Annotated in this window: 19 protein-coding genes and 2 pseudogenes; 3 read left to right on the forward strand and 18 right to left on the reverse strand. The window is 38.5% G+C overall.

The genetic code is table 11. The annotated features are described in order from the left end of the window. Window positions 1-79: 79 nt before the first annotated feature. From ACFO3L_RS10745 to ACFO3L_RS10760, 4 genes and pseudogenes are all read right to left on the reverse strand, one after another. Window positions 80-931, reverse strand: a complete 852-nt coding sequence (locus ACFO3L_RS10745) for a formylglycine-generating enzyme family protein (RefSeq protein WP_379967285.1) — start codon at window positions 929-931, stop codon at window positions 80-82. 38 nt (window positions 932-969) lie between these two features. Beyond that, a pseudogene (locus ACFO3L_RS10750) lies at window positions 970-1488 on the reverse strand (sulfatase-like hydrolase/transferase); the annotation flags it as partial. 321 nt (window positions 1489-1809) lie between these two features. Further along, the gene (locus tag ACFO3L_RS10755) at window positions 1810-3228 is read right to left on the reverse strand and encodes a cation:dicarboxylate symporter family transporter (protein ID WP_379967288.1); all 1419 of its coding nucleotides are present in this window, start codon (window positions 3226-3228) and stop codon (window positions 1810-1812) included. Window positions 3229-3242: 14 nt separating this feature from the next. Then, a complete protein-coding gene (locus ACFO3L_RS10760) occupies window positions 3243-4580 on the reverse strand; it encodes a CoA-disulfide reductase (RefSeq protein WP_379967291.1) in 1338 nt (445 codons plus the stop codon). 425 nt (window positions 4581-5005) lie between these two features. On the opposite strand from ACFO3L_RS10760, the gene ACFO3L_RS10765 reads away from it, so the two are divergent. Then, window positions 5006-6139, forward strand: coding sequence for a trans-sulfuration enzyme family protein (locus ACFO3L_RS10765; protein WP_379967294.1), 1134 nt, complete (start codon window positions 5006-5008; stop codon window positions 6137-6139). Between the two features lie 152 nt (window positions 6140-6291). Here the strand turns inward: ACFO3L_RS10765 and ACFO3L_RS10770 are convergent, their stop codons facing one another. The 3 genes from ACFO3L_RS10770 to ACFO3L_RS10780 all read right to left on the reverse strand — a co-directional run bounded on the left by ACFO3L_RS10770 (window position 6292) and on the right by ACFO3L_RS10780 (window position 9985). After that, window positions 6292-7659: a 5'-nucleotidase C-terminal domain-containing protein gene (locus ACFO3L_RS10770; protein WP_379967297.1), complete on the reverse strand. Its 1368-nt coding sequence runs from the start codon at window positions 7657-7659 to the stop codon at window positions 6292-6294. A 195-nt stretch (window positions 7660-7854) separates the two neighbouring features. Next, the gene (locus tag ACFO3L_RS10775; RefSeq protein WP_379967300.1) at window positions 7855-9054 is read right to left on the reverse strand and encodes an NAD(P)/FAD-dependent oxidoreductase; all 1200 of its coding nucleotides are present in this window, start codon (window positions 9052-9054) and stop codon (window positions 7855-7857) included. 22 nt (window positions 9055-9076) lie between these two features. Continuing rightward, window positions 9077-9985, reverse strand: coding sequence for a prenyltransferase (locus tag ACFO3L_RS10780; protein ID WP_379967303.1), 909 nt, complete (start codon window positions 9983-9985; stop codon window positions 9077-9079). A gap of 92 nt (window positions 9986-10077) precedes the next feature. On the opposite strand from ACFO3L_RS10780, the gene ACFO3L_RS10785 reads away from it, so the two are divergent. After that, window positions 10078-11058, forward strand: a complete 981-nt coding sequence (locus ACFO3L_RS10785; protein ID WP_379967306.1) for a polyprenyl synthetase family protein — start codon at window positions 10078-10080, stop codon at window positions 11056-11058. A gap of 407 nt (window positions 11059-11465) precedes the next feature. Here the strand turns inward: ACFO3L_RS10785 and cydC are convergent, their stop codons facing one another. From cydC to ACFO3L_RS10810, 5 genes are all read right to left on the reverse strand, one after another. Continuing rightward, on the reverse strand, window positions 11466-13211 hold the full coding sequence (gene cydC / locus ACFO3L_RS10790) for a thiol reductant ABC exporter subunit CydC (protein WP_379967309.1): 1746 nt from the start codon (window positions 13209-13211) through the stop codon (window positions 11466-11468). Then, window positions 13204-14925: a thiol reductant ABC exporter subunit CydD gene (gene cydD, locus ACFO3L_RS10795; RefSeq protein WP_379967312.1), complete on the reverse strand. Its 1722-nt coding sequence runs from the start codon at window positions 14923-14925 to the stop codon at window positions 13204-13206. The genes cydC and cydD overlap by 8 nt, the downstream gene beginning before the upstream one ends. Then, the gene (cydB, locus tag ACFO3L_RS10800; RefSeq protein ID WP_379967315.1) at window positions 14922-15941 is read right to left on the reverse strand and encodes a cytochrome d ubiquinol oxidase subunit II; all 1020 of its coding nucleotides are present in this window, start codon (window positions 15939-15941) and stop codon (window positions 14922-14924) included. The genes cydD and cydB overlap by 4 nt, the downstream gene beginning before the upstream one ends. Further along, window positions 15941-17362: a cytochrome ubiquinol oxidase subunit I gene (locus ACFO3L_RS10805; protein ID WP_379967318.1), complete on the reverse strand. Its 1422-nt coding sequence runs from the start codon at window positions 17360-17362 to the stop codon at window positions 15941-15943. Before ACFO3L_RS10805 ends, cydB begins: the two co-directional genes overlap by 1 nt. A gap of 270 nt (window positions 17363-17632) precedes the next feature. Then, the gene (locus ACFO3L_RS10810; protein ID WP_379967342.1) at window positions 17633-18418 is read right to left on the reverse strand and encodes a sulfite exporter TauE/SafE family protein; all 786 of its coding nucleotides are present in this window, start codon (window positions 18416-18418) and stop codon (window positions 17633-17635) included. 554 nt (window positions 18419-18972) lie between these two features. On the opposite strand from ACFO3L_RS10810, the gene ACFO3L_RS10815 reads away from it, so the two are divergent. Beyond that, the gene (locus ACFO3L_RS10815) at window positions 18973-19794 is read left to right on the forward strand and encodes a helix-turn-helix domain-containing protein (RefSeq protein ID WP_379967321.1); all 822 of its coding nucleotides are present in this window, start codon (window positions 18973-18975) and stop codon (window positions 19792-19794) included. Window positions 19795-20307: 513 nt separating this feature from the next. On the opposite strand, the gene ACFO3L_RS10820 is transcribed toward ACFO3L_RS10815, so the two are convergent. The 6 genes and pseudogenes from ACFO3L_RS10820 to ACFO3L_RS10845 all read right to left on the reverse strand — a co-directional run bounded on the left by ACFO3L_RS10820 (window position 20308) and on the right by ACFO3L_RS10845 (window position 26206). Continuing rightward, window positions 20308-21174 carry an aldo/keto reductase gene (locus tag ACFO3L_RS10820; protein ID WP_379967324.1) on the reverse strand — a complete coding sequence of 289 codons (867 nt, stop codon included), beginning with the start codon at window positions 21172-21174 and terminating at the stop codon, window positions 20308-20310. Between the two features lie 286 nt (window positions 21175-21460). Further along, a protein-coding gene (locus ACFO3L_RS10825; RefSeq protein ID WP_379967327.1) for an IS3 family transposase occupies window positions 21461-22557 on the reverse strand; the annotation gives its coding sequence in 2 pieces (ribosomal slippage) (window positions 21461-22308 and window positions 22308-22557; 1098 coding nt in all). 148 nt (window positions 22558-22705) lie between these two features. Beyond that, a complete protein-coding gene (locus ACFO3L_RS10830; RefSeq protein ID WP_379967345.1) occupies window positions 22706-24910 on the reverse strand; it encodes a heavy metal translocating P-type ATPase in 2205 nt (734 codons plus the stop codon). A 69-nt stretch (window positions 24911-24979) separates the two neighbouring features. Beyond that, window positions 24980-25165: pseudogene (locus ACFO3L_RS10835) on the reverse strand (cation transporter); the annotation flags it as partial. Between the two features lie 40 nt (window positions 25166-25205). After that, on the reverse strand, window positions 25206-25817 hold the full coding sequence (locus ACFO3L_RS10840) for a CadD family cadmium resistance transporter (protein ID WP_379967330.1): 612 nt from the start codon (window positions 25815-25817) through the stop codon (window positions 25206-25208). 14 nt (window positions 25818-25831) lie between these two features. Next, window positions 25832-26206, reverse strand: coding sequence for an ArsR/SmtB family transcription factor (locus ACFO3L_RS10845; protein WP_379967333.1), 375 nt, complete (start codon window positions 26204-26206; stop codon window positions 25832-25834). Window positions 26207-26443 lie beyond the last annotated feature (237 nt).

Raw genomic sequence — 26443 nt, forward strand, 5'->3', positions numbered from 1 at the left:
CCCTATATTGGACTTTTATATTTCAGTGTCCTATATAGGGGGAGCATATCATTATTCAAAAAGAAGGTTTTTTACTGTTTTATCGTACACAACGAAAGCCCATATTATTACTTGCTGACATGCCCGTGTTGCCATTTCTTGCGGTGATGCGATAACGATTGCAGTAAGAATCATGGCATAAGAATGAACCACCTTTAATCGCATATGGTGCATCATCAATTGTTTGTAATTTCTGCCAAAATTCGTTGCCTTGAAGCTGGTTAAAAGCACTTAGAGGGATCCCTCTTGGATTGACGCACCACTCCCAAATATTACCGACAACTTGATACAAGCCATAACCATTCGGCTCAAATGTTCTAACTGGCGCAGTATTTCCGTAGCCATCTACTAATGTATTTTCAACTGGGAAATTGCCTTGCCAGATGTTGCATTGGTATTGACCGTCGACTAAAAATTCTTCGCCCCACGGATAACGCTCATATTCCGTACCGCCTTTTGCAGCAACTTCCCACTCGGCTTCAGTTGATAAACGTAAGCCGGCCCACTGACAATAAGCAATCGCATCATTGCGTGAGACATGTACAACTGGATGATCCAATCGATTATCAATTGTCGATCCCGGCCCTTCTGGATGTCGCCAATCGGCACCGTGGACACCTTTCCACCATTTTAGATTAGGCACGATTTGTTTGTATTGCTCATCTAATTCTTGAATAAAATAATCAAAAACAAATGACCAACCAAATGTTTCTGATTCAGTCACATAACCCGTTGCTGCAACAAATTGTGCGAATTCCTCATTTGTTACAGGTGTTTCGGCAATTTCAAAAGCCTCGAGTGTCACTTGGACTTGCGGCCCTTCTAAATCACCAGAAAAACCAACGCCATCATTTGTTCCAATCAAATACTGTCCACCTGGAATCTTAATCATATACTTGTCCTACTTTCTTCATCTGTAAGGCTACTTCCATAAGGACGTGCTACCCACGAATTACAATCCAAGCCATCATCGATAATATCAGCTGCCATACCTTTTTTCTCTTTTAACCAACGTAAATAATCATCACTACCAGTATATTGGGTTAAATGTTTTTTATTTTGGTTCCGATTGGCATGCAAATAGCCATCGTGCAATTCCACATGATCAAAGCCCAGTCGATTTCGTTCAGGAAAGACGTGCATTTTACCGATAACTTGCGTTTGATAACCGGCTTCTTTAAAAGTACTACCGAGTGTTTGCTCATAATCCCAATAGACACCATCTTCATAACCAACCCGTCCATGATTTTCTTGCGACATACCTGTCATCAGAGCCGCTCTTGCCGGAATACAACTTGGAACTGCAGCGTAGGCATTATTAAAATTATGGCCTTGTTCTGCCATCATATCTAAATTGGGAGTCGAAATAATTGGGTTCCCGTTTGCTCCCATCGCATCAAAACGCATTTGATCGACGACCATTAAGACAATATTCGGTTTTTTCGTCATTTGTTTCACTCCTAACGATTGTTGAGTTTAGCTTAACACCGGATAAAAGCCCTTTCAATGGAATATCTTAGCTTTTAAAATGCAAAAAAACACTTCGACTAACCGAAGTATTTACATATTTGTGCTTCATCAAAAAAAGCAAGCGGATGTAACTGACTGGCTACTTTGATCTCTTACTTGGTAACTTGCTAGATAGCCATCGTATATTAGTTATCTTAAACCAATGTTTTTTACTTCTTTAAAATGATAAAAATACAGCATTTTTTTGTTTGTTTCACAAAAAAGAGCATGGGATTTACCCCATGCTCTTGACTCATGATTTTATTCGTCGTCTGATTTTGCCACCATTGGCGCATCGTACATTTCACGGTTAAAGGTGCCATCCCAACGGTCAACAGCAATTGCTGAAACCATTGCACCAGCAACGTTTAACATCGTACGACCCATATCGATAATTGGGTCAATCCCAAAAATCGCACCGATACTTGAAATCGTATGACCAAAACCTAGACCATTTAATGTAACGGTCGCAGCTACTGTTGCTGTTCCTGGTACGCCGGCAATCCCGATTGAGCCGATTGTTACAACAACAACGACTAAAACGTAGAAAGAGAAGTTTAATTCAGCACCAACAGCGCCGGCAATTAATGTTCCTAACATTGCTGGGAAAACACCCGCACAACCGTTCATTCCGATTGATGTACCTAATGTTCCCACAAAGTTTGATGTCTCTCCCGACACACCTAAATCTTCTTGTAATGTTTTCAACGTGTAAGGTAATGTACCCACACTTGAACGTGAAGAAAAGGCGAAGACTAATGTCGTAAATGATTTTTTGTAGAATGTGATTGGGTTTAATCCCATTGCTAAAAGCATGACGACATAAACGAGTAACATGATAATCACACCTGTGTAAAGTGCTAAGATGAAACCAAGCATGCCGATAATCGCTTGCATACCATTTGAAACAATGGTATTTGCAACTAACGCGGTAACACCATAAGGCATTAATTTAATAACGTTTGTTAAAACAGAATTGATGGTTACTTTTAATGATTCAAGTAATGTCACAAAAGGAGCCACTTCTGCTGGTTTTTTCTTTTTCAAGAAACGGATTGCACTGGCAAACATCGCTCCAATAATTACGACTGAAACGATACTACCATTATCACTCATGACTTGTGTAATATTACTTGGAATCAGTTTTAAGAAAAACTCTGGGAAACTTTGTGCGGCGATATTCCCCATGAAGTCCGCTTTTGAATCGGTTAAATCAGCGGCAAAGCTCGCACCTTGTAGATTGAATAGTTTTACAACTAAAATACCAACTAATGCTGAAATTGCTGTTGTTCCTAATAATGTTGCAAAAGTCCGGCCCGTTAAACTCTTAATACGGTCACCTTCAACATCAACAACCACTTTAATAATCGATAAGAACACGACTGGAACGGCTAATAATTGAACTAGTTTCAAGAAACCTGTTCCAACTAATCCAAACCAAACGGAAATTTCTGTTCGTGCATAATCAACAAAAATTGGATTGGAGCTACCAACTACATCTAATCCAACCCCTAAAACTAAACCAATGACTAAACCAATAATCATTCGTTGTGAAAAGCTCACTCGTTTATCTTTTAAGACTTTTAAAAATACGAGTGCCGCGATAAAAAGAATAATAGCAATCAGAGTAAAAAAGTTACTGATTTTTAAGAACTGCGTAAAAAATGGTGAATCAATCATTTATTTTCTCCCCTTTATTTAGCCGTATTTGCCGCCACATTAATCGCTTCCCAAGTTGAAGCAAAAGGTGGGGCATACGCATAGTCAACAAACCCTAATTCTTTCGTTGTTAATCCCGCATGAATCGCGGTTGTTAAGCCCGTTCCACGCAAGACTGTTTCGTTTTTACCAAACATTTGAGCACCATACAAGACATAAGTTTTCGCATCATAAATCAATTTGATCATGATTTTTTCTTGAACCGTATAGTAATTAGAATGGTTATTCGTTTCGATGGTTGTTGTTTTGAAATCAAGCCCTAAGTTGTTGGCTTGCTTTTCGGTCACACCGGTACTAAAGGCTTCGTACTCTCCGGCTTTAATCGCACTTGAGCCCAACGTTCCTGGAAATGCTACGCGTTCTTCCGGATTTTCAACCGCAATATTCGTACCAATTAAACGGCCCATCTTATTAGCCATTGTCGCTAATGGTAAATAAATATCACCTGATAAACGATGCGGTACTGTTGCACAATCGCCTGCTGCAAAGACATCTGGAATCGATGTTTGTCCATAAGCATCGGCAATAATTGCACCATTGCCAAGCATCTCAATTTGGCCAGCTAAGAACTTCGTATTTGGTCTAAAACCAATGGCTACAATCACAACATCCGCTGTGTATTCGCCTTTATTGGTTTTCACACTTGTCACACGATCACCGTCAGTCACAAACTGTTCTGCCCGTTCTTCTAAATGAACTTGTACACCGGCTTCTTCAATTGCCATCGCAAGCCTATCGGAAAACTCTGGATCAAACGGACCGCCCATAATTTTCGTATCAGCTTCAACCAATGTCACCTCTTTGCCTTGATGTCTCAATTGTTCTGCAACTTCCACACCAATAAATCCGCCACCAATCACGACCACCTTTTGAATCTCAGGTAACCGTTCTTTTAATTCTTTCACCGGTTCTGGCTTCGTAATCGTATAAACATTACTTGAATCAATACCAGGAATTGGCGGTACAATCGGTTGCGCTCCCGTTGCAATCATCAAGCGATCATAACTTTTTGTTTTACTTTCACCACTCTTTAAATCCGTAAAACGAATGATTTTTTGTGTAAAATCAACTTGCGTTACCTCATGTTCTAGCAATAAGTTGATTCCACTTTTTTCCATTTGTTCCGGTGTCCGTGAAAACATTTCTCCTTGATCATCAAATTGATCACCCAAATAATACGGCAAACCACAGGCTCCGAATGAGACGAATGACTCTTTTTCGATGACAGTAATGTTTGCCTCTTTGTTGGTTCTTGAAGCTTTCGCAGCAACACTCATGCCTGCCGCAATCCCTCCAATGATAACTATTTCCATTTGACTTCCTCCTTCCTTATTTAACACTGTCTTAATTGTACCTTTTTTTACTTTTTTTTGGAAAAGAACGCACTTTTTGTTTCATTTTTTTTCGAAAACGACAAAGAAAACGCTATCATTTCATCTTCCAAAAAATGTCATTGTAACAAGTAATCGTTAAATGACACCCAAAACTTACCATTTTATGCAATAGGGGTCAATCGCTTTTTGTGCTTTATCATCTAAATCTTATTTAACTTTTTTTACATTATTCTCTGTAAAAAAGCAATGAATCCGTTATCATGCTAGGTCATTTTTTGAAAAAAGAGTGAAACTCTTTTTCTTTGAGTGTGATTGACAAGCCCTTTCAAACTATGTTACTTTGGCGGTAAGTTATTATATATTTTTTCATTTATTAAGAGTATGGACGATTGGGAGGATTTATCATGAAAATGAATACCAAATTATTACATGGATATCCTGTTATTTGTAAAGACACAGGCGCTTCTTCTATTCCAAAATTTCAAGCATCGACATTTCATCAACCGGACGCATTCCATCACGAAGGTTATAATTATACCCGATTTGGAAACCCGACAATTACAGCGGTAGAAGAATGCATTAAAATCCTTGAAGACACGGAATACGGACTGGCTTTTTCTTCTGGCATGGCAGCAATCAATGCCGTACTATTTTTACTCTCAAAAGGCGATCACCTCTTACTAGCAAAAAACATTTATGGTGGAACCTTTCAAACGATTCAAGAATTTCTTGTTCGTTTTGGCATTGAATATACGATGGTCGATGAAGCTGACCTGTCGGCTTGGGAAAACGCCATTCAACCGAACACAAAAATGATTTACTTAGAATCCCCTTCAAATCCATTATTAACCATTACTGATTTAAAAGCGGTAACAAATATGGCGAAACAACGTGATATTTTAGTCGCCTGTGATAATACCTTTATGACCCCTCTTGGACAAGAAACCTTACCTTTAGGGATTGATCTTGTTATTCATTCCGGCACAAAGTTTATTAATGGCCATAGCGATGTGATTGCAGGACTTGTTGCAACCAACAATGAGAGCTTGCATAAACGATTAAAAATTCATCAAAAAGCGCTCGGTGCTGTTCTTTCTGTTGAAGACGGCTGGCTCCTACTTCGCGGTGTGAAAACAATGGGTTTACGGATGGAGCGTTCAATAGAAAACGCCCAACAAATCGCTGAATTCTTACAAACCAAAAAACAAGTCAAACAAGTCTATTATCCTGGACTTCCGACACATCCTGGTTATGAGATTCATCAAAAACAAGCAAAAAATAATGGCGCAGTCCTCTCTTTTGAATTAGAGTCCCAAGCACAAGTTGAATCCTTACTAAAAAATTGTAAAGTACCAATTGTAGCAGTCAGTTTAGGTGGCGTTGAATCAATTCTTTCTTTACCGTGGCTAATGTCACATGCCGCCATTTCTGAAGAAGAACGACTAAAAATGGGCGTTACCCCAACCTTAGTCCGATTGTCTTGTGGGATTGAAGACATTGAAGATTTGATTACCGACTTAGATCAGGCGATACAATAAAAAATTAACAATTAGATGAATCAGTATTTAAAAAAATAAGCCTCGAAGTACGCTATGATTTTCGTCACAGTGTATTCAGGGGCTGATCTTTTTTGGTCCAGTTTAGTATAAATACCTTTTTATTTGTCTTCTTTAATTATATGAAGTGCGTATTAAAAAATTCTAATCTCTTTAGAAAATTTAAATAGCTCTTCATCCATCAAATACTTTTCGACTAGGTCTCGAATGAATCCTGGTTCAAAGATCGCCTCACTATCAGCTACTTTAAGACTAGGATAACCACTACCTCTTTGGAGATAATCATCAGTAATGATTAAATAGCTCTTATCATCTTCCAGCAGCTGACCATCTATAGTAATCACACGCGACTCTTCAATAATTTTAACATTTCGACTAAATCCTAGAGTCCCCAAAACACTTCCCCTAAACCCTGCCCCTTTGCCACTTCTTCTTATATTTTCGTCGTCAAAAGATAAATGAATCGCTTCTCTGAGTTCTTTCCCATTAATTTTATATTTTGTTGGATTTAGTTTGGAAGGAAAAGTTTCAATCAAGCTTTTTCTTGAAATAGGATGTACAAGCGCCTTTTCTGCAATACCTGCATGCATAATAGCAAGATCGCATTCATAGTGACTCTCCTTCATTAATGCATCGCAAATAAAATTAATTAACTCAGACTGCTTAAAAGCTGTAAATGGTAGTTCTCGAATATACGATAGTGGTTTAGATAATATTCGATCTGTGGATTTTTCAATTTCACTATATAATTTATCAAATTGTAAATCATTTGATTTCTTTAAATCTAGCTGAATATTCTCAACTTCAACAAGTTGTCCTTCTATCACTTCTAACGTAATTTTTCCTAACTTTTCACCTTTACCAGATTGGGAATACCCTCTATATGTTTCAATATCATGAGTATGACCACCCAAACATAAGTCAATTTCAGAAACAGCTTCTAAAATCATCTGATCGATCCCCAGACCACTATGAGAAAGAAGGATACAATAGTCGTACTTTTCTTTTTGCTTTTCTATTTCTTCCTTCAATAACTCTATCGGCTCATGTGTACGAAGTCCGCCCATCATAAAAAACAAATCATATGCTTCGTGTAATAAATCTTTACTGTAATATGGGGATAAACCAAGTACCAGCAGTCGTTTACCTGCGCGAATAAAAATCTTTGACGATAAAACACCTTGAACAGAAGCATTATTCAAATTTCGTAAATTTGTTGATATTAGTGGAATCCCACTTTCCGTTAGCTTTTCGAGTGCACAACATCCCAAGTCAATTTCATTATTCCCTATAGCCATTGCATCCAATTGACTATCAACCATTAGTTTCATAGCTGATTTTCCACCATCTGCCTCGACAATAATACTCGATAAGTCAGTGTAGTCTCCACTATCAAAATACAAATCATTTTTTGTTTTATTTTTTCGAAGATAAGAATTAACTTTCTTAAGATTATTAAAATCACTATGAAAATCATTTGAATGATAAATTACTATATTCATATCTAAACCTCCTCACTATTAATTGTATTTTAACATAACGTATTATCTTTTACTTTGATTGGTTTAACAATCCAATTTGAAAATATTTGACGACTTCAATTTCTGACAAAAAACTCCAAAGTTAGATAGATTTTCTAACTTTGGAGAAACATATTTACTTATTATTAACCATTAAACACTTTTGATATAAGCTTTTTATCTATACAAATCAAAGCGCCCTTTTGCCATGACTTCTTTCACGCCACCTGTGTCTAGTAATGATTTATTCATGATCATTTTTTTAACGAATGAAGCGGGATAACCTTTGACATTGATTTTTCCAACAAGTCCAAATGCATGCGTATTGCCGATAGATGCGACTGAACCTAATGATTCAAATTTGAAGTCCGTTGTTGGTTGACCAGCAATTTGGGATAAAATATTTCGTCCAGCATGAGCACCCATTTTTAAAGCAATTTGTGCAGTTGTTGGGTATGGACGGTTTGTTTCAGGATCCATTACCGCACTCACGTCACCAATTAAATAAACATTGTCATATGTTGGATCAGTCAAGTTTGGTTTAACCATCACACGACCACGACGTTCTTCAAAACCAGATTTACCAATGATTTCACTACCACTCACACCAGTTGTCCAAATAATTGTACCTGCTGCAAGTTCTTTTTCAACTTCACCATCAGCATAAACAACCGTATCTTGTTTTAGGCCTTTGATTGCTTTACCTGTCATTAACTCGACATCCCATTTTGCTAGATTGTCTAGACAATATTTACGTAACTCATCGTTAAACATTGGTAAGATACTTGGCGCTGCTTCCACACAATAGATAGTCACATCACTTTTTTTAACCCCTGCACGATTGGCAAATTCTTTTTTATTTTCAACAAGTGAACCGACTAACTCAATACCAGTAAATCCTGCGCCACAAACAGCAATATTTAAATATTTACGATCTTGGGTTTCTTTATATTTATCCATCGCTGCTAAAATATTTTCATGCACTTTACGAGCAGAATCAATATCAATCATTTCTAAAGCAAATTCTTCAGCACCTGGAATACCAAATGTTTCAGATCGGAAGCCTAAAGAAACGACTAGATAATCATATTGATGAACGCCACTATCTTTCAAATGAACTTCTTGATTTTTTGCGTCAATTTCAATCACTTCATCTTGAATAAATGTTGTGATACTTGGATTGACAACATCACTAATTTCATATGTGATTTTTCCCCATGGCTGTGTTCCTGCTGCGACTTCATGTAAATCCGTTGACTCAAAATGATAACTATTACGGTCAACAATCGTTACTTCGAACCCTTTTGTTTTTTTCTGTAATTCTCTCAACGCTCTTAAACCTGCGTAACCTGCACCTAATATCATCACTTTTTTCATTGAATTTCAACTTCTTTCTTTTTTATCTGACAAATATTATTCCTATAAAATACGTTAATACTTGAACAGTTGAACCTATTGCTAATATTTTAATGGCCGTTGAAAAGGTCACTAATTTCTCTTGCTTTTGTAAAAATATGTTTGTTTGTTTCCAAATGAAAGGCACTATTAAATAACTTAACAGCACTGTTGTAGGCGCAATTCCAAGCAAAACAGAGGCGCCAATGCTAATTAAAGCAATCGCGTTAAGTAGTACGAATAATTTCAGTGCTTTTGGTTTACCCAAATAATGCACTAAAGTATAACGATTATTGTTTTGATCTTCTTCCAGATCACAAATGTTATTAGCCAACATTAAATTGGCAATCCACATTGTATTGGGTAGTGCAATCACCGCAATATTTAGTAGTTCTTGCGCTTGCCATTGAAAAATATCAGACGCATTTAGATAGACCGTAATGAGTGAAATCATCATGCCCATCGTAAATCCCGAGAAGAATTCCCCTAGTGGTAAACTCGATAGTGGTCTTGGTCCGGATGAATAGAATATACCGACTAAATAACAATAGAGTCCCATCCATAATAAGGGCCAGCCAACTTGTGAAGCCAACCAAATTCCTAAACTAGCTGAGAAAAGAATCATACTAATAATCATCCAGCGAATCATGACTAACGATAAGTTTTCACGACCGATGACATTGGTTTTTTCTTTATAATCATGAACATCAGTAGCATTTTTAAAATCGTTGTAGTTATCTAAAATATCGACTGCCATGTTAAAAATAAACATCGCGATAAAATAAATGGCAACGTACCCTAAATGAATTTGGCCATAATGATAATAGCTATAACAAAGGCCGATTAAAAATGGCAAAACACTCGCTGTTTTGGCTTTTATTTCAACCAACTCAAAAAAAATCTTAATTGACATGTGAACTCCTTTACTTGTAAGGCATAAGATTGCCTTTTTACTGTAAGATGCGTTAAAATAATGGAGAATGCTTTTTAGAAAGGACACATCTGATGCTCACTTACTGGAACAATTATCCCACTATTCAAAATAAACTCCAAACCGTTTGCTCATTAATCGAGGAGCGTCTTCAAGTCGAAAATCCCGACATTCAGGATGCTTTGATCGAAATGACTCAAGCTGGAGGAAAATTTTTACGTCCTGCCTTTTTCTTCTTCTTTGCTGAACTAGGCGATCTTGAAAAACAAGACCCCATTCAATTAAATAAAATCGCTACTTCTTTAGAATTATTACACATGGCAACACTCGTTCACGATGATATTATTGATGATTCGCCTTTGCGTCGTGGTGTTTCTACGATTCAATCACGTTTTGGTAAAGACGTTGCCGTTTATACAGGTGATTTATTATTTACCGTCTTTTTTGACCTGATTATCGAAACAATGAATGCCTCTGAGTATATGGCTATCAATGCGCAATCGATGAAACAATTGCTTTTAGGTGAGTTAAACCAGATGGCGAGTCGTTATAAAAGTAACGGTTCCGTAGAAAATTACTTGAATAGCATCAATGGAAAGACTGCTGAGCTTTTCTCACTTGCTTGTATGGAAGGTGCGGCTTTTGGTCACAGCTCTCCAGAAATCATTCAACAAGCAGCAAACATTGGTCGAAATATCGGCATGGCATTTCAAATTTTTGATGACATTTTAGATTATACTTCTGAGAAAGAAGAACTAAAAAAACCGATACTTGAAGATTTTGTTCAAGGTGTTTATACTTTACCACTTCTCCTAGCTAAAGAATCGAATCCAGATGTTTTTCTTCCGTACTTTAAAAAAGAAAGTCAAGTAACAATCGAGGAAGCCGAAGAAGTCATGCAACTCGTTATCAAATATGATGGTGTGAAACAAGCCAAGAAATATGCCAAAAACTATACGAATGATGCACTAGAAAGCATTGATTGCTTACCGAAAAGCCCAACACGTAAAGCACTCAAAAAATTAACGACACAACTCTTAATCCGTACGTACTAAACATCATGGTGGAATTATCCACCATGATGTTTTTTAGTAGACGGTGAACATTATTTAATCGGTGTGAAAAGGATAGCGACTGCGGAGATAAGGAGTCACTCAAATAAAATCAAAAAACGATTTTTTTGAATGATCGCTTATCTCTTGTCGCTGGGCACCCTTTTTACAACCTTCTGATTAACGGTGTCAAAAGGATAGCGACGGCGGAGATAAGGACTCACTCGAATAAAATCAAAAAGCGATTTTTTCGAATGCTCGCTTATCTCTTGTCGCTGAACATCCTTTTTACAACCTTCTGATTAACGGTGTCAAAAGGATAGCGACGGCGGAGATAAGGACTCACTCGAATAAAATCAAAAAGCGATTTTTTCGAATGCTCGCTTATCTCTTGTCGCTGAACATCCTTTTTACAACCTTCCTTCATCTATGGTTTTTAGTTGTTGGTAGCGAGGGTTTGTTTGAGCGAGTTCTTTTGGTGAACCTGACATTTCTAATTGCCCCTCTTCGATAAAGATGACCTGGTCCATTTTCTCAATTCCTTGTAAATGGTGGGTAATCCAAATAATCGTTTTGTCGTTTAATGTTTCGAAAAACGTATCGATTAAAGCTTGTTCTGTAATCGGATCAAGTCCGACGGTTGGTTCATCGAATAAAATCACCGGAGTGTCTTTCAATAACAAGCGAGCAAGTGCCAAACGATGACGTTCACCACCTGAAAAACGTAAACCGGCTTCATCCACCATCGTATCTAAACCATCCGGCAAGCTTTCAATTAGTTTTCTTAAACCCACCTTCTCGAGTACTTCCCAAGCTTCTTCAATGGTCGCTTGTTGATTCCCTAATCGTAAATTATTTAAAATTGTTGTATTAAATAAGTACGGTGTTTGTTGAATAACACCAATTTGTTCTGAAATAGTATCGCCAAATCGTTGTGTTTCAATTCCCCCGATTTTAATTGTTCCCTCACTCGGTACAAGATCGCCGCGTAGCAAACTAGCTAGTGTACTTTTCCCTGAACCACTACGGCCTAAAATCGCTAATTTATGTCCGACTGGTAAGGACAAGCTCAAGTTATCCAAAACTCTTTTTGTTGTATTTGGATAAGTAAAGGAAAGATTTTGAATTTCAATCTCGGTTGTTCCAGTAAAATCTTTTATCGGTTCTACTTCTGGACGAGTTGGTAATTCGTTTAAACGAACAATCGAATCTTTGTAACGATTGGTTTCCTCTGCAGCCGACGGTAAAACATTAAAAGCATCCACCAGAGGAAAGACACTCAAGACGAAAGCGGCAATCCAGTTTGCGTCTCCACCATGGTTACCAATAAAGGTTTGGCTCGTCCATAACACAAGTGCGACAACGATGATACCAAAAATGCTTTCCACTAGAAAGTCCCGACGATTATTAAAACGACGAACTTTTTCTTGTAGTTCAAGTAATCGTGCCTGATTTTCTTCATGTAAAGCAACGTATTCATCGCCACGTTGGCTAAAAATCCAATCAGAAACACCTAAAACATTATCGGTTAACTCACTATACAATGCACTTTTTAATTGTTTTTCTTTTTCTTGACGTGCACCATTGATAATTAGTGACCACAACGGTAAAACAACAACTAAAGAAAAGAACAAGAATGCCATCACAAGTGCAAACCACCAAGAATAAAAACCTAAAGCGATGACAATTGCAATATATAGTAACCAAGCGATTACTGTTGGAAAAATCGTTCTTAAATATAAATCTTGAATATGATTAATATCCTCAGCTAACATCCCCAAAATATCGCCCATTCGATAATGGCGTTTGAAAAAGACGCCGTCGGTTTCAAGTGTTGTATAAAGTTTTAAACGTAATTTAGAGGTCATTTTTAAAACCCAGTTATGACTAACTAAGCGTTCCAAATAACGAAAAACCGGTCGACTAATCCCAAATCCTCGAGTAAAAACAATTGGAATATAAATCATTAAAATATTTTCTGGTCGTGAAGCGGCACGTGAAATCAAATAGCCCGAAACAAACATCAAACCACCCGCACTTAAAAAGGTTAAAAATCCTAAGAAAAGCGCTAAAATTAAGGCACTTTTATATTTTTTCATAAAAGGTTTAACCCACGTATCTTTACCAAAAGCTTCGATGAGTGGAATTTTAAACATCGCTATCCCTCCTCATTTGTTTCGTTAAATCATAGAAATGACCCTTTTGAGTAACTAACTCATCAAAAGTTCCAGTCTCGATGATTTCGCCTTCTTTTAAGACGATAATGTAATCCATTTGATGCATCCAATGTAGACGATGCGTTGCAAAGAAAACCAGTCGATTTTCCATCAAAGGCAACATACCTTCTTTAATTTCAAGTTCTGTTTCAATGTCCAAATGCGCTGTCGGTTCATCAAAGACTAGGACTTTTCTTGAATGATCCAAAAAGGCACGTGCTAAGGCAATCCGTTGTGCTTGGCCACCACTTAATGTCCGAGCACCTCCACCTAGTTGTGTTTCCAACCCTTCTGGCAATTCTGCCACAAGTGGGGATAATCCGACCACTTCAATGGCTTTAGAAATTTCTTCTTCAGTTGCTTCTGGTGTATAGAAAGTCAAATTCTCACGTAATGATAGTTGGAATATATACGGATGTTGAGGGATGTAAAGTAATTGTTTCTGCCATTCTTGTTGCGTAAAATTCGATAATTGATGTTGATTTAACATCACATTACCTGAACTCGGTGTCAAGAAACCACTAATAATATCCATTAAAGTTGATTTACCTGAACCGCTCATCCCAATCACACCAATTTTTTGGAAACCTTTAGCCGAAAATGCAACTTGGGTTAGCGCTGATTGCCCCTCATAATCCAGGCTCAGATTATCAACACTAATTGTAGAATTTTCATTCCAAGTTGGAACAGCAATTGGTTCACTCACGGTCTCAGGTGTTTCCAATACCTCACGAATCGCTGTCATCGCATTTTTCCCATCCAATGTTGCGTGATAATCAGCTGAAAAATCTCTAATTGGCAAGAAATATTCTGGAGCCAAAATAAGTACAGTTAAGGCTGGTAATAAAAAGACAACGCCATTTAGCAAACGTAACCCTAGTAAAACAGCCACAATTGCGACAGATAAAGTCGTAAAAAAGTCTAGCGCAAAACTTGATAAAATCGCAATTTTTAACGTACTCATTGTTGATTTACGGAAAGCCTCACTTGTTTGATAGATACTCTTACCATAACGCTTACTAATACCAAACATCTTTAAAGTATCCAATCCACGTAAAGAATCAATGAAATGGTTAGCTAAAATTTGGAAAGAAGCATATTGACGGTCTGCCTTAGCTCTGGCTGCGTAACCTAAAATAACCATAAATAAAATGATTAAAGGATAAATCACGATTAAAATCCAGCCTGACTGCGTGTCCAAATAAAAAATAAAAGCTAAAATAATCCAAGGGATAATCATCAAATTCATCATTTTGACTAATATCAAATGAATGTAGTTTTCCACTTGATTAATGCCTTCTAAAGCCATCGTGGTCATATTTCCAGTCCCTTGATCTTGAACGATGCTTGGACCTACCCGAAAGACTTTTTCTAATAACTGTTTACGCAACACTTGTGCTTGTCCAGCTGCGTAGCGATCTAAAATGTGATTGCGTAACCACGTGACCCCATGACGAGCAAGGAAGATGATAAAAAAGCTCAACAACCAAATGCCTTGGCCTTTCATCGTTTTTCCTTCCCACAAGTGTGTAATCACTGTTGCTAACGTATAAGCTTGTCCAATAATAAAGAGAGCTTGCAAAACCGCTAGTCCTGCAAGCATCCCCATTATTTGTTTAATCTTGGATAAGCCCATTAAAGCTTTATCCATCATTCGTCATAGCCCTCCACTGGTTCATCATGTTTGATGCGCCCTCTAAAGATGTAGTAAGACCATGCGATGTAGCCTAAAACGAATGGTAAAATCGTCAAGGAAACCATGCTCATAATTTTTAAAGTATAAGGTGTTGATGTCGCATTTTTAATCAAGATATCAAAATCAGGTGAAATTGAACTGATCATTACTCTTGGGAATAATCCAGTGAATAATAAAGCGACTAAAGTAATCAGTGTAAAACCACTTGCTAGGAAAGCTAGCAATTCTTTATGACGATATAGCGCCACATTCGCAATGAGTGTCAATGCGACCATCAAGACTAACAAAATAGTTGTTAGCACAAAATTATTTTCAAAGAAATCTGTATTGAAGAATAATAAGATACTAAATAAAACTAAACCAGCGTATAAAACCCAATAAAGTGCTTGTGCGTGATTTTTGGCTTTTTCACGAACCGGACCAGTTGTCTTAAGCGCTAAGTAATTCATTCCATGTAAATATGAAAGCAATGTTAAGGCGATGGCACCTACTACAGACAATGGATTAATATAATCCGTAAAGGTCGCCATCATATCACCATTGGCATCAATCGGCATTCCTTGAATCAAACTTGTAAATAAGATGCCGAAGAAAAATGGAACCATGAAACTCCCAATTGCTAATGTCCAAGTCCATAAAGCTTTATGCTTCGTACTTTTACCACGGAATTCAAACGAAACACCGCGAATAATTAATCCGACTAAAATTAAGAGTAAAATTAAGTAGTAGCCACTAAATAATGATGCGTACCAAAATGGAAAAGAGGCGAACATCGCGCCACCAGCTGTGACTAACCAAACTTCATTCCCATCCCAAACTGGTCCAATCGTTGCAATGATTTGACTTTCTTCGTCTTCGTCAAAGGCTAACGTTTTTGTTGACATACCTACTCCAAAGTCAAACCCTTCTAAAAAGAAGAAACCTGCAAATAAGACGCCAATTAAAATAAACCAAAATAATTGTAACCCACTCATTAGTAGCCACCTCCATCAAATGGATCTTTTGCTGCTTGATTTTCGAGTGCCTCAAGTTCTTCCCCATACTCAGGTCCCTTATGTAATTGACGATTAACAAAATAAACCATCACACCACCTAAGGCTAAGAACAAAGTAAAGTAAGTAATATTTGAAATTAAAAGTGATGTTGCTGAAACATTCGGTGAGATACTGTCTTCAATTTTGAATAAACCATAAACTGTCCAAGGGTAACGTCCTAATTCTGTCACTAGCCATCCAGATGTGTTGGCTAAAAACGGTGTAATTGTCATTAATGACACAACCCAAAGCATCCAGCGTGACTCGTACAGTTTCGGATTTTTCTTACGCGTGAAGAACAATCCCACACTTGAGACAAGCAATGTTAACATACCTATTCCAGCCATAATACGGAATGTCCAGAACAGTGTATTAACTGGTGGGAAATAATCACCTTCACCGTGTTCTTCGACAAGTTCGGCTTCAATTGTATTCATCCCTTTAACATATCCAGATGGTTTGTTGTAAGATAAAATACTTAACATGTACGGAATCTCAACACCAAATACACGTTCTCTTTCTACTGTGTTCATCCAAGCGATCACTGTCCAAGCGGCAGGATCTCCGGAGTCTTCATACAAACCTTCAGTTGCTGCAAACTTCATTGGTTGATCATGAACTAAGGCCTTCATTTGTAAGTCCCCTGTTCCTAAAATACCTAGTGAACCAATTAATGCGACAACAAAACCAATTCGCATTGATTTTTTGTAAATACTGCTTGTAATTTCACTCATTGTTTTTTGTCTTAATAGTTGAATCGCAGCCATCCCTGCAATGACCGTACCACCCATAATTACCGCACCAAAAATAACGTGTGAAAATTCATACCACACTTGATGACTCGTAATTAGTGCGACAAAATCCGTCATTTCTGCTCGTCCATTATTCATCGTGTAACCGACTGGATGTTGCATGAAAGAATTGGCTACTAAAATCCAAAATGCTGACATTAGTGTTCCAAAAACAACCAACCACATAAAAGTTACATGTAGTTTTGGACTCACTTTATTCCAAGTAAACAGCCATAATCCAATAAAGGTTGATTCTAGGAAGAAAGCTAATAATGCTTCAACTGCTAGTGGCGCTCCGAAAATATCCCCCACAAACCGAGAATATTCTGACCAGTTCATCCCAAATTGAAATTCTTGGATTAGTCCCGTAACGACCCCTACTGCAAAACTTAGTAGGAAAATATTCGCCCAAAATTTCGTCATTTTCAAATAGATGTCGTTTTTCTTTATAACGTACATCGTTTCCATAATTGCTACAATCAAACCCGTACCTATGGAAAAAGGTACGAAAAAGTAGTGAAATACTGTTGTCATCGCGAACTGTATCCGCGCTAGTGTCACAATATCCATTGCTATCCCCCATTTATCGTTATTTATACTCGAAAGAAATTCGCAAAGTAGTGTTTATAAGTAATAAAATCATTTAAAAAATCGAAATAATGACAAGGAACTTTTTCACAAATAGATTAATTCTTTTCCACTGATTTATAACACCACTTTAATCTTCCTTTATAATCATAGTTTTTATTGCAAAAAAAGCAATTAATCTGCTTGTGACATGTACCTCTAACTTTATATTTTATTAAAAATCAACGATTCTTTTTCTATCGAAACTCTTTGTTACATTATTAGCAATATTCCATTATAGATATTAATTAATAATACGAGCAAAATGACGGATTGAAAAACAAACGCCACTTTATCACCTGTCAAAATACCACTTAATTTCGCCCCTAAAAATCCTCCAATAATCGCAGCCGGGATAATAAACCAAAGAAGACGTAAATCAAAAATAGCAAAACCACTTGTAAAGCCAATCGAAACTAATTTCGATAGTTGCGAGAAAAAAATTGTACAAATTGAATAGACCGTTGCCTCTTTCATTGGTAAAGAAAAAAGTAGCATTAATAAAGAAACATTAATTGGTCCACCTCCAATACCAAGTAAACTCGCTAAACTCCCCAATACAAATCCACATGACATATACCAGATTAAATGGTGCAATTCAAATTTTGGTGCATTGTATTTCGTATAAAAAAATGCAAATAGTAACGTGATAATCGTCAAAACGATCTGAATCATTTGCGCATACCCTTCATTAGGTAAGCGTCGTATTAGCCACTCTAACAAAAGAGTACCCACAAAGCCGCCCAGAATCGCACCGATTGAGACCCAGGCAGCAAAATGCCATTTAATTTTCACGCCATTTTTAACTTGCCGATAAGTCGAAACAATCGACATAACAAAAACCGCAACCGCGGCGTAAAAAGAAATTTCTGCGACTTGATGGACACCGATCAAATCAAAAACAGGCTTGATGATTACGCCGCCACCCATGCCAGAAATCGCACCAATCGTATTTGCCAAGACAATAATTATAAAATAAAGACTTCCCAAAAGACCAATTGCCAATCTACTTCACTCCTTCTTATTCCCTCTTCTATACTACTTGATTTTGAATGTTAAAAAAAGGCTTAAATTCTAGCAAATTATGGATAAAAAAGCAAATCAACTAATGCTCATTTTTATCTGTTAATGAACAAAAAACAGGTCTATTTCGCATAGTTTGTGAAGTCATAATTTTTGAGCATAGATAGATCAAGCCTTTGGAAAGCTCATTTCACAAATAATTCTATTAAGAGGATGAAAATATCATTAATCAATTGATTTTTCCAAAATGGTCTCTTTTTTAACGTGTATTTTCTAAATAAACTACTCAAAAATGCGCTAGTATCAAGTTCTATTTAGAATCAAATAGAAAAAAACAGTCCTTTTTGACTTTTGCTGACCAATAGCAAACAGCTTAAACTCTTCTTAACTATTTGCACGAATCATTCGAGTAATATTTTCAAAGAATTAATCCATTATCTTCTATTGCTACTCATTAGCAGATATTACTCCTCAAGAGGCGACAGGCGATTAAAAAAGGAACATGCTATTTTTCCATTGAGGTGATAGAAATGTTCCGAAAAATATTAACGAAACCAGAACAAATTATTTTTGATGTACTCACGAATCAAACTCTAAATGATTCTTTTGATTTGAATCAAATGGCACAAAAACACATGACTCCCACTGATAAAATTATTCGTTATATCAAAAATTGGTTACAACAATCAACAAATACCGATTGGAAAAATGATTTTCATTTAACAAAGCAACATCTCTATCTAAGGTGTTCCCCCGCGCGACGCTTGGATTTACTCGCCCATCTTTTCCAATGCAATCAATCGTTTCAAATTTTACATGCAATTATCGAGCAACCCTTTGCGACGATCAAACATCTAGCCAATAACTTATATTTAAGTCCATCAACAGTTAAACGACGAATCAAAAAGCTCTCAGCTTGGTTTACCCCTTATCAGATCCAAGTTTCCTTGCAACATGATCCTATTTTAAAAGGTTGTGAATTTCGAATTCGTTGGCTCTGTTTTATTGTATCCTTAACGTTTGATCCGCCATTTAATTGGTTTTGCCGTCACGAACTTTGTCGGCGATTTGAAGACGTTCAAATCCAACGTTTACACTACGGTCAAAACTTAAATGCTTTACCAATAGACAAGATTACTCTCAATTACAACTTTTCCTTTATGATTAGTGAAAAAGCTTGGTATTATGTTGTACGGCAATTGTTTGGTTTAGAAGAAACGATTTTATCTGTCAAACAATTCTCATTCCTCACAGAAGAGCCCACAGTTACAGATTTTTTAGTTGCTTATCAAGAATTCCTTCTAAACCCATCGACTCACTACGAAATGACAAACCTGGTAGCTGAGAATTGATAATGACTTGTGCTTGCTAAGTCAAAAGACGCAATGGGTGTGACTTTAGGAGGTATGATCATAGTCGTTTTACTCTAATACATTTGAACAATCAAGGATTTCGTTGGTATTCTCCTACTTTTATGATCTAGGATTATGTTTAAAGTGAGGAGAAATCTTATGAAAATTAGACCATTAGAAAAAGAATATTTAGAACAAATTCATTACTTAAATAAATTTTTGATTTCCTAAACATGAATAAACTTTATTCTGTACGTCGATGTTAACAATGAAAAAGCTGTACATATTTATCAAGACTTAGGCTTCAAAATTGAAGGTACGATGATTAGCAAATTTTTCTTTAATGGGAAATACAAAGATAGTCACTTCATGGGACTATTTAGAAATAATATGTAATGGCGACATTAAAACCACCCTAGAGAGCTAGAACCATTGTCTAACTTCCTAGGGCGGTTCTTTTATTTTACTGTTGTTAGTTATCTAATCCTCTTTTTTTCTTATAATGCTACGCCATCACTTTTCAGTCTCCAACATCCGCTGCATGAACCATTCTACTTGTTCTGGAGCATCATGATCAAAAAATGCGGATTTCTTCATATCTAGCTCAGCAATCTTTTCAATATCCTCTTTGCTTAATTCAAAATCAAAAATGTTGATATTTTCAGCCATTCTTTCTGGTCGAACAGATTTTGCCAAAGCGACGATTCCTCTTTGCATTAACCAACGAAGGACAACTTGCCCAATTGTTTTTTCATATTTTAATCCGATTTCTGATAATATCGGATTTTCAAACAGCTCATGACGACCTTCTGCAAAAGGTGCCCAAGCTTCTACTTGTACATCATATTTTTCATGTAATTGTTGATCTTCCATTCTTTGGTACCATGGATTGATTTCGATTTGATTAATTTGTGGCTTCACATCATTTAGACCGACAAATTCTATCATTTTTGCGGATTTGAAATTTGAAATCCCTATTGCACGTACTTTTCCATTTTTTTGAGCTTTCACCAATGCGCGCCATGCACCATAAATATCCCCATAAGGTTGATGGATAAGATACAAATCCAAATACTCCAAGCCCATAACATCTAGTGAATATTGAATAGTTTCCGTTGCTTTTTCTTCAGGCGTTTGTAAAATAAATAATTTCGAAGTTATAAAGAGTTCTTCACGTGTAACTAGCTTTTCCTTAATCGCCCGTCTAATTCCTTCGCCTGTTTCTTTTTCATTGCCATAAACCGATGCCGTATCCAACAAGCGATAACCAGTTTTAATTGCTTGATAAACAGCTTCTTCGGTTTCATCCAATGGAATTTGATAAACACCAAAACCTAATTGTGGCATTTCAACACCATTATTTAACTTGATTATTTGCATATTTCTTTCCTCCTCGTATTATATATTTAGAAGCAAATAAAGCTCCTTGAAAACTAAATAAAAATATTTTCATTAATCAAAATCTTATTGCTTGGATATTGTGTGATTTCCCTGAATAATAGAGCTATGGAAAAGGATCTATCGGGAATCTGTTCTTTCCTCCTGTAGTCGAATCTACATTAAAAAGTCTGCATCCTGGAACCTAGTAGTTGACGACTGGTTTGGCAACACTTTTTTAGACAAATTTTATAAGGTGTTCTTTTCATTATCTATCCGAAGCCTCCGATTACCGATAGGCAATCGGTGTTTGATTGTCCAATGAACCATGGATTCGCAGATAGTTCCACCAATGAATGTAGTCAGAAAGCTGAATACGTAGTTCGTCTAACGTTTCAAAAGTGTGTTGACGGATGAATTCAATTTTCATTGACTTATAGGTAGATTCCGCTACTGCATTGTCATAAGGATTGCCCTTACAACTCAAAGAACGTTCAATCTCAAAAGACTCTAGGAGTTGGTCAATCAACTGGTTATCGAATTCTTTGCCTCGATCAGTGTGGAAAATCGCCACGTCATTCAATGGATAATTAATCGTTTGAAAGGCTTTTTTGACCAATTGTGCATCTTTTCTAGGTCCGCAAGAATACCCGATAATTTCTCGATTAAATAAGTCTAAAATGGCACAAATATAATGCCAAGCCTTTCCTACTCGAACATAAGTTAGATCAGTGACAATCGCTTCTAATGGTTCGCGATCAGAAAATTCCCGATTCAATAAATTAGGAGTGGGAGCTTCGTTTACAGACGATTTTGGTGCTTTAAATTGAGCAACGGTATAGGCAGATTGTAAATTTCGTCTTTTCATAATACTTCCGATTTTTCGACGACTGATGGTGATGGCGCGTTTTTCAAGCTGATTTTTCAACTTTCTTGTCCCATAAATTTTTCGGTTTTCCATAAATAACTCTTCGACTTGTTCTTCTAACTCAGCCTCTGAATGTTTTTCTTTTGGTTGGTAGTAATACGTTTGTCGAGAGATGCCAAGTACTTTGCACATCGCTGATATCGAGTAACGATCTTTATTTTGATCAATTACTTGTCTCTTCGTCCGAATATCAGCGCCGCTTGCTTTAAAATATCATTTTCCATTTCAAGCTGTTTATTTCGTTTACGTAATTCAATTAATTCTTTTTGATCCATCGTTAAATTATCTTTCGTCTCAAAACTACCGGTCTGTTTGGATTGTCGAATCCAACGGTCAAACGCAGAAGGCGTTAAATCATATTCTTTGATAATCTGTGCTCTGGGTTTTCCAGCTTGATAAAGATCAACCATTTGTTGTTTAAATTCAGGGGTATAAATTTGACGTACACGTCTAGTCATGTGATATTTCCTCCAGTGTGTTTTCTTATATTTTACACACCTTATCTTTTCTGTCTAGATAAGTGTAGCCTATTCACCTGCCTAAAAAAAGGCTGGAGAGAATGAAAAGGGAACTTCTCTTATCACAAGAAGTTCCCTTTTACTAATTCTATTTATTGAGGATTCGCATGGCATTGATGACGGCAATCACGGTGACCCCCACATCCGCAAAGACCGCTTCCCACATCGAAGCCACCCCAAAAGCACCCAGAATGAGGAACAAACCTTTCACCCCAAGGGCGAAGAAGATGTTTTGCCAAACAATGCGACGGGTATCCTTGGCCACCTGCATGGCCGTCCCAATCTTGGAGGGTTTGTCGTCCATGATCACCACGTCAGCGGCCTCAATGGCTGCGTCGGACCCCAGGCCACCCATGGCGAAGCCGATATCAGAGCGGGCCAGGACCGGGGTATCGTTGATTCCATCCCCGACGAAGGCGACTTTCTCCTTCTTCCCTTTTCGCGCGAGGATTTCTTCGAATTTTTCCACCTTGTCTTGCGGCAACAGTTCGCTGTAGACCTCTGAGATTCCCAGTTTCTTGGCCACTGCATCACCTACAGACTGGGCGTCACCAGTGAGCATGATGATATGCTCGACTCCCCGCTCCTTCATGGTGGCGATAGCGGCTGCGGCGTCTTCCTTGATGGCGTCCGCAATCAGGAGGGAGCCGGCGTACTCACCTTCTACAGCCAGGTACACGATGGTTCCGATTTCGTTCACTTCCTCGAAGTTCACCGCGAACTTCTCCATCAGGCGGGCATTCCCGGCCAACACTTCCTTGCCGTCAATGGTGGTTTGGATTCCGTGTCCGGAGATTTCGTTATAGGTGGTGATCCGGTCTTCCTGGATTGTTTGGCCATATCTTTCCTTGATGGAATCGGCAATCGGGTGGCTGGAATAAGCCTCGGCATGGGCAGCTATTTCGAGCAGCTCTTCCGAACGGATTCCCTGTTGGGGTTCAATCGCGGTGATTTCGAACTTCCCCTTGGTCAAGGTACCGGTCTTATCCATCACCACGTACTTCAGGTCATTCAGGCCTTCCAGGTAGTTGCTGCCCTTCACGAGGATGCCTTTTCTTGAAGAAGCGCCAATTCCGCCAAAAAAACCGACGGGAATGGAGACGACCAGGGCACAGGGGCAGGAAATAACCAAGAAGATCGCTGCCCGGTAGATCCATTCATCGAACGTCGCTCCCGGGAGTACCAAGGGTGGCACAACCGCCAACAGGAGTGCGGCGACCACGACGACGGGCGTATAGTAGCGCGCAAATTTGGTGATAAACTGCTCGGTCGGCGCCTTCCGGCCGCTGGCGTTCTCGACCAGGTCCAAAATCTTCTTAACGGTGGATTCCGCAAAGGGCTTCTCCACCACTACTTTCAGCACACCGTTGCGATTGATAAAGCCACTCAGGACGGAGTCACCTGGGGCCACGCTCCGCGGAACCGATTCCCCGGTCAAAGCGGACGTATCCATAGCGGAGGTTCCCTCCACGATTTTCCCGTCCAACGGCACTTTCTCACCCGGTCGGACCAGAATGAAATCACCCGCCCTGATGGTTTCTGGTGCGACCTTCACAATCCCGTTTCCCGTATCTAGGTTCGCGTAATCGGGACGGATATCCATCAGGTCCGCAATCGAGCGGCGGGACTTGGAAAGGGCGACATCCTGGAATAGTTCTCCCACCTGGTAGAAGAGCATGACCGCGACGGCCTCCGGATATTCCTGTACATAGAAGGCAGCCAGCGTCGCTATTGTCATCAGGAAGTTCTCGTCAAAGACTTGTCCGCGGACCATGTTCCGTACCGCACGCCAGACGACATCATAGCCGGCGATCAGGTAGGCAATTACGAACAGGGCAAAAGACATCCATCCTTCCAGTGACAGGAAGATCCCGGCCAGCATGAAGGAAAAACCAAGCACCAAGCGGATGATGGCTGTCCTCAGTTCATTTTTTTTCCCGTCTTCCCTATTATCTTGCTCTACCGCTTCAGCAGCTGCTGATTCCGCCTCGGCTGTCTTCGTGCTCATTGCAATCAATGTACCGTCGGCCTTGTTCTTCAGGAGCACATCTGGCTCCATCGTGTTCACTTTCTGTTTCACTTGGGAGAGGATTTGGTCTTTCTTCTCATTCGTCACTTCAAAGCTCAAGGTCTGCGTCATGAAGTTCACATTGCTGTTGGCCACACCTGCTACCTGAGCCACGCCTCTTTCGACCTTGCTCGCACAGTTGGCGCAGTCGATCCCATCGAGGATCCATTCGTAGTGTTTTTCGTCCTCTTTTGGCTGGGTAGCCTTGTGTGCGGGGGTATCCAGCTTGATTAGGCGCCCGTCGGCCTTGTTTTTCAGGATCACGTCGGGCTCCAGCTTATTCACTTTCTGTTTCACTTGGGAGAGGATTTGGTCTTCCCTTTCCCCAGTCACCTCGAAGCGCAAGGTTTGGGTCATGTAGTTCACGTTGCTGTTGGCCACACCTGCCACCTTCGCAACGCCTCTTTCTACTTTATTAGCACAATTAGCGCAATCGATCCCATCGAGGATCCATTCGTGTTGTTTCTTGTTCTCGTCCATTGCGTCTCTCCTTATTGAATATTAGTTTGAATGGCTTTCTCTATAATCCCAACAGGGTTTGAATGGTGCCATTTTCCATCATAATATAAATTCCTAATCCAATAAAAACCAGCGAGACTATCACCCGCTGATACTTCTCGATTGTTTCTGATATCAAGGTAATTTTTGATAATCTGTAACTGATATAGCAAAGGATCGCCACAGAGATGGCGAAAACAATTAACGCTACACCAATTTCAATTCCAGCTAGTGATGTAAAGTAAGGGATATAAATACCTAGATTGTCACCACCGGAAGCCACGGTAATCAGGGCTACCGTCCAAAATAATCGGTTTCCCCCTCCTGCTTCCATTTTTTCAAGCACTTCCTCTTCATCTTCATCCTGCTCTCCCTCGAAAGCAATCCGAATTCCTAAGTACAGTGGAATCAATCCCAACAAACCAATAATCCAGTCTTCAGGAATGAGGTTTAAAACATAAGCTGCAAATAAACTGAACGCAACGAGCATTCCCGTTCCCAGGTATTGTCCCCCAACGATTCCCTTCATCTTCTCCTTCGTGCTGCTTCGAGAGAAGATAATCATGAGGATCAGGAGATAATCAATACTGGTAGAAACATAAACCGCAAGGGCAGATATAATTGTTTGTAACATAGGTGCGCTCCCATCTAAGATATAAGTTGCAAGTCTTCTCCCACTCTTAAGACCGAGCGAATAAAAGTCACTATTTCTTCGTTGGCCAGCGAATAGTAAACCATCTTCCCTTCTTGATACGATACTGTGACACCGCTTTTCTTCAAGAAGCGCAAGTGGTGAGAAGTTGACGCCATACTGGCATTAATGATTGCGGCTAAATCGCATACGCACATCTCTTTATAAGTAGCGAGTGCATATAAAATCTTTATCCTTGAAGAATCCCCTAGACACTTGCTCAGTACTAATAAATCCGCAAAATCTTGATCTTTCAGTTCCGTTTGAACCTGGTCAACTTTTTCTGCATGAATAATCGTCGTTTTACAAACGTCCAAATCTATATTTTTCATATTTACACCCCTTTCATTCAAATGTTCATTTGAATGAAGTGTAGCACATTCTCTCTTGTTTTTCTATATTATTGGAGTCGCATTTACGCATTAATTCAGATTTTCTTCTAAAAATTACGCTCTTCTCTTGTAAATCCTCTAAAGGTCAAAGTTTGAAATCATAGTAGTTCCTGAATAATTCATAGCTTTAATTCTTTGGCACATTTTATTGAAATATGTATCACTAATATCCCTATC

The sequence above is a fragment of the Enterococcus eurekensis genome, assembly GCF_042654605.1.
Classification (GTDB): Bacteria; Bacillota; Bacilli; order Lactobacillales; family Enterococcaceae; genus Enterococcus_I; species Enterococcus_I eurekensis.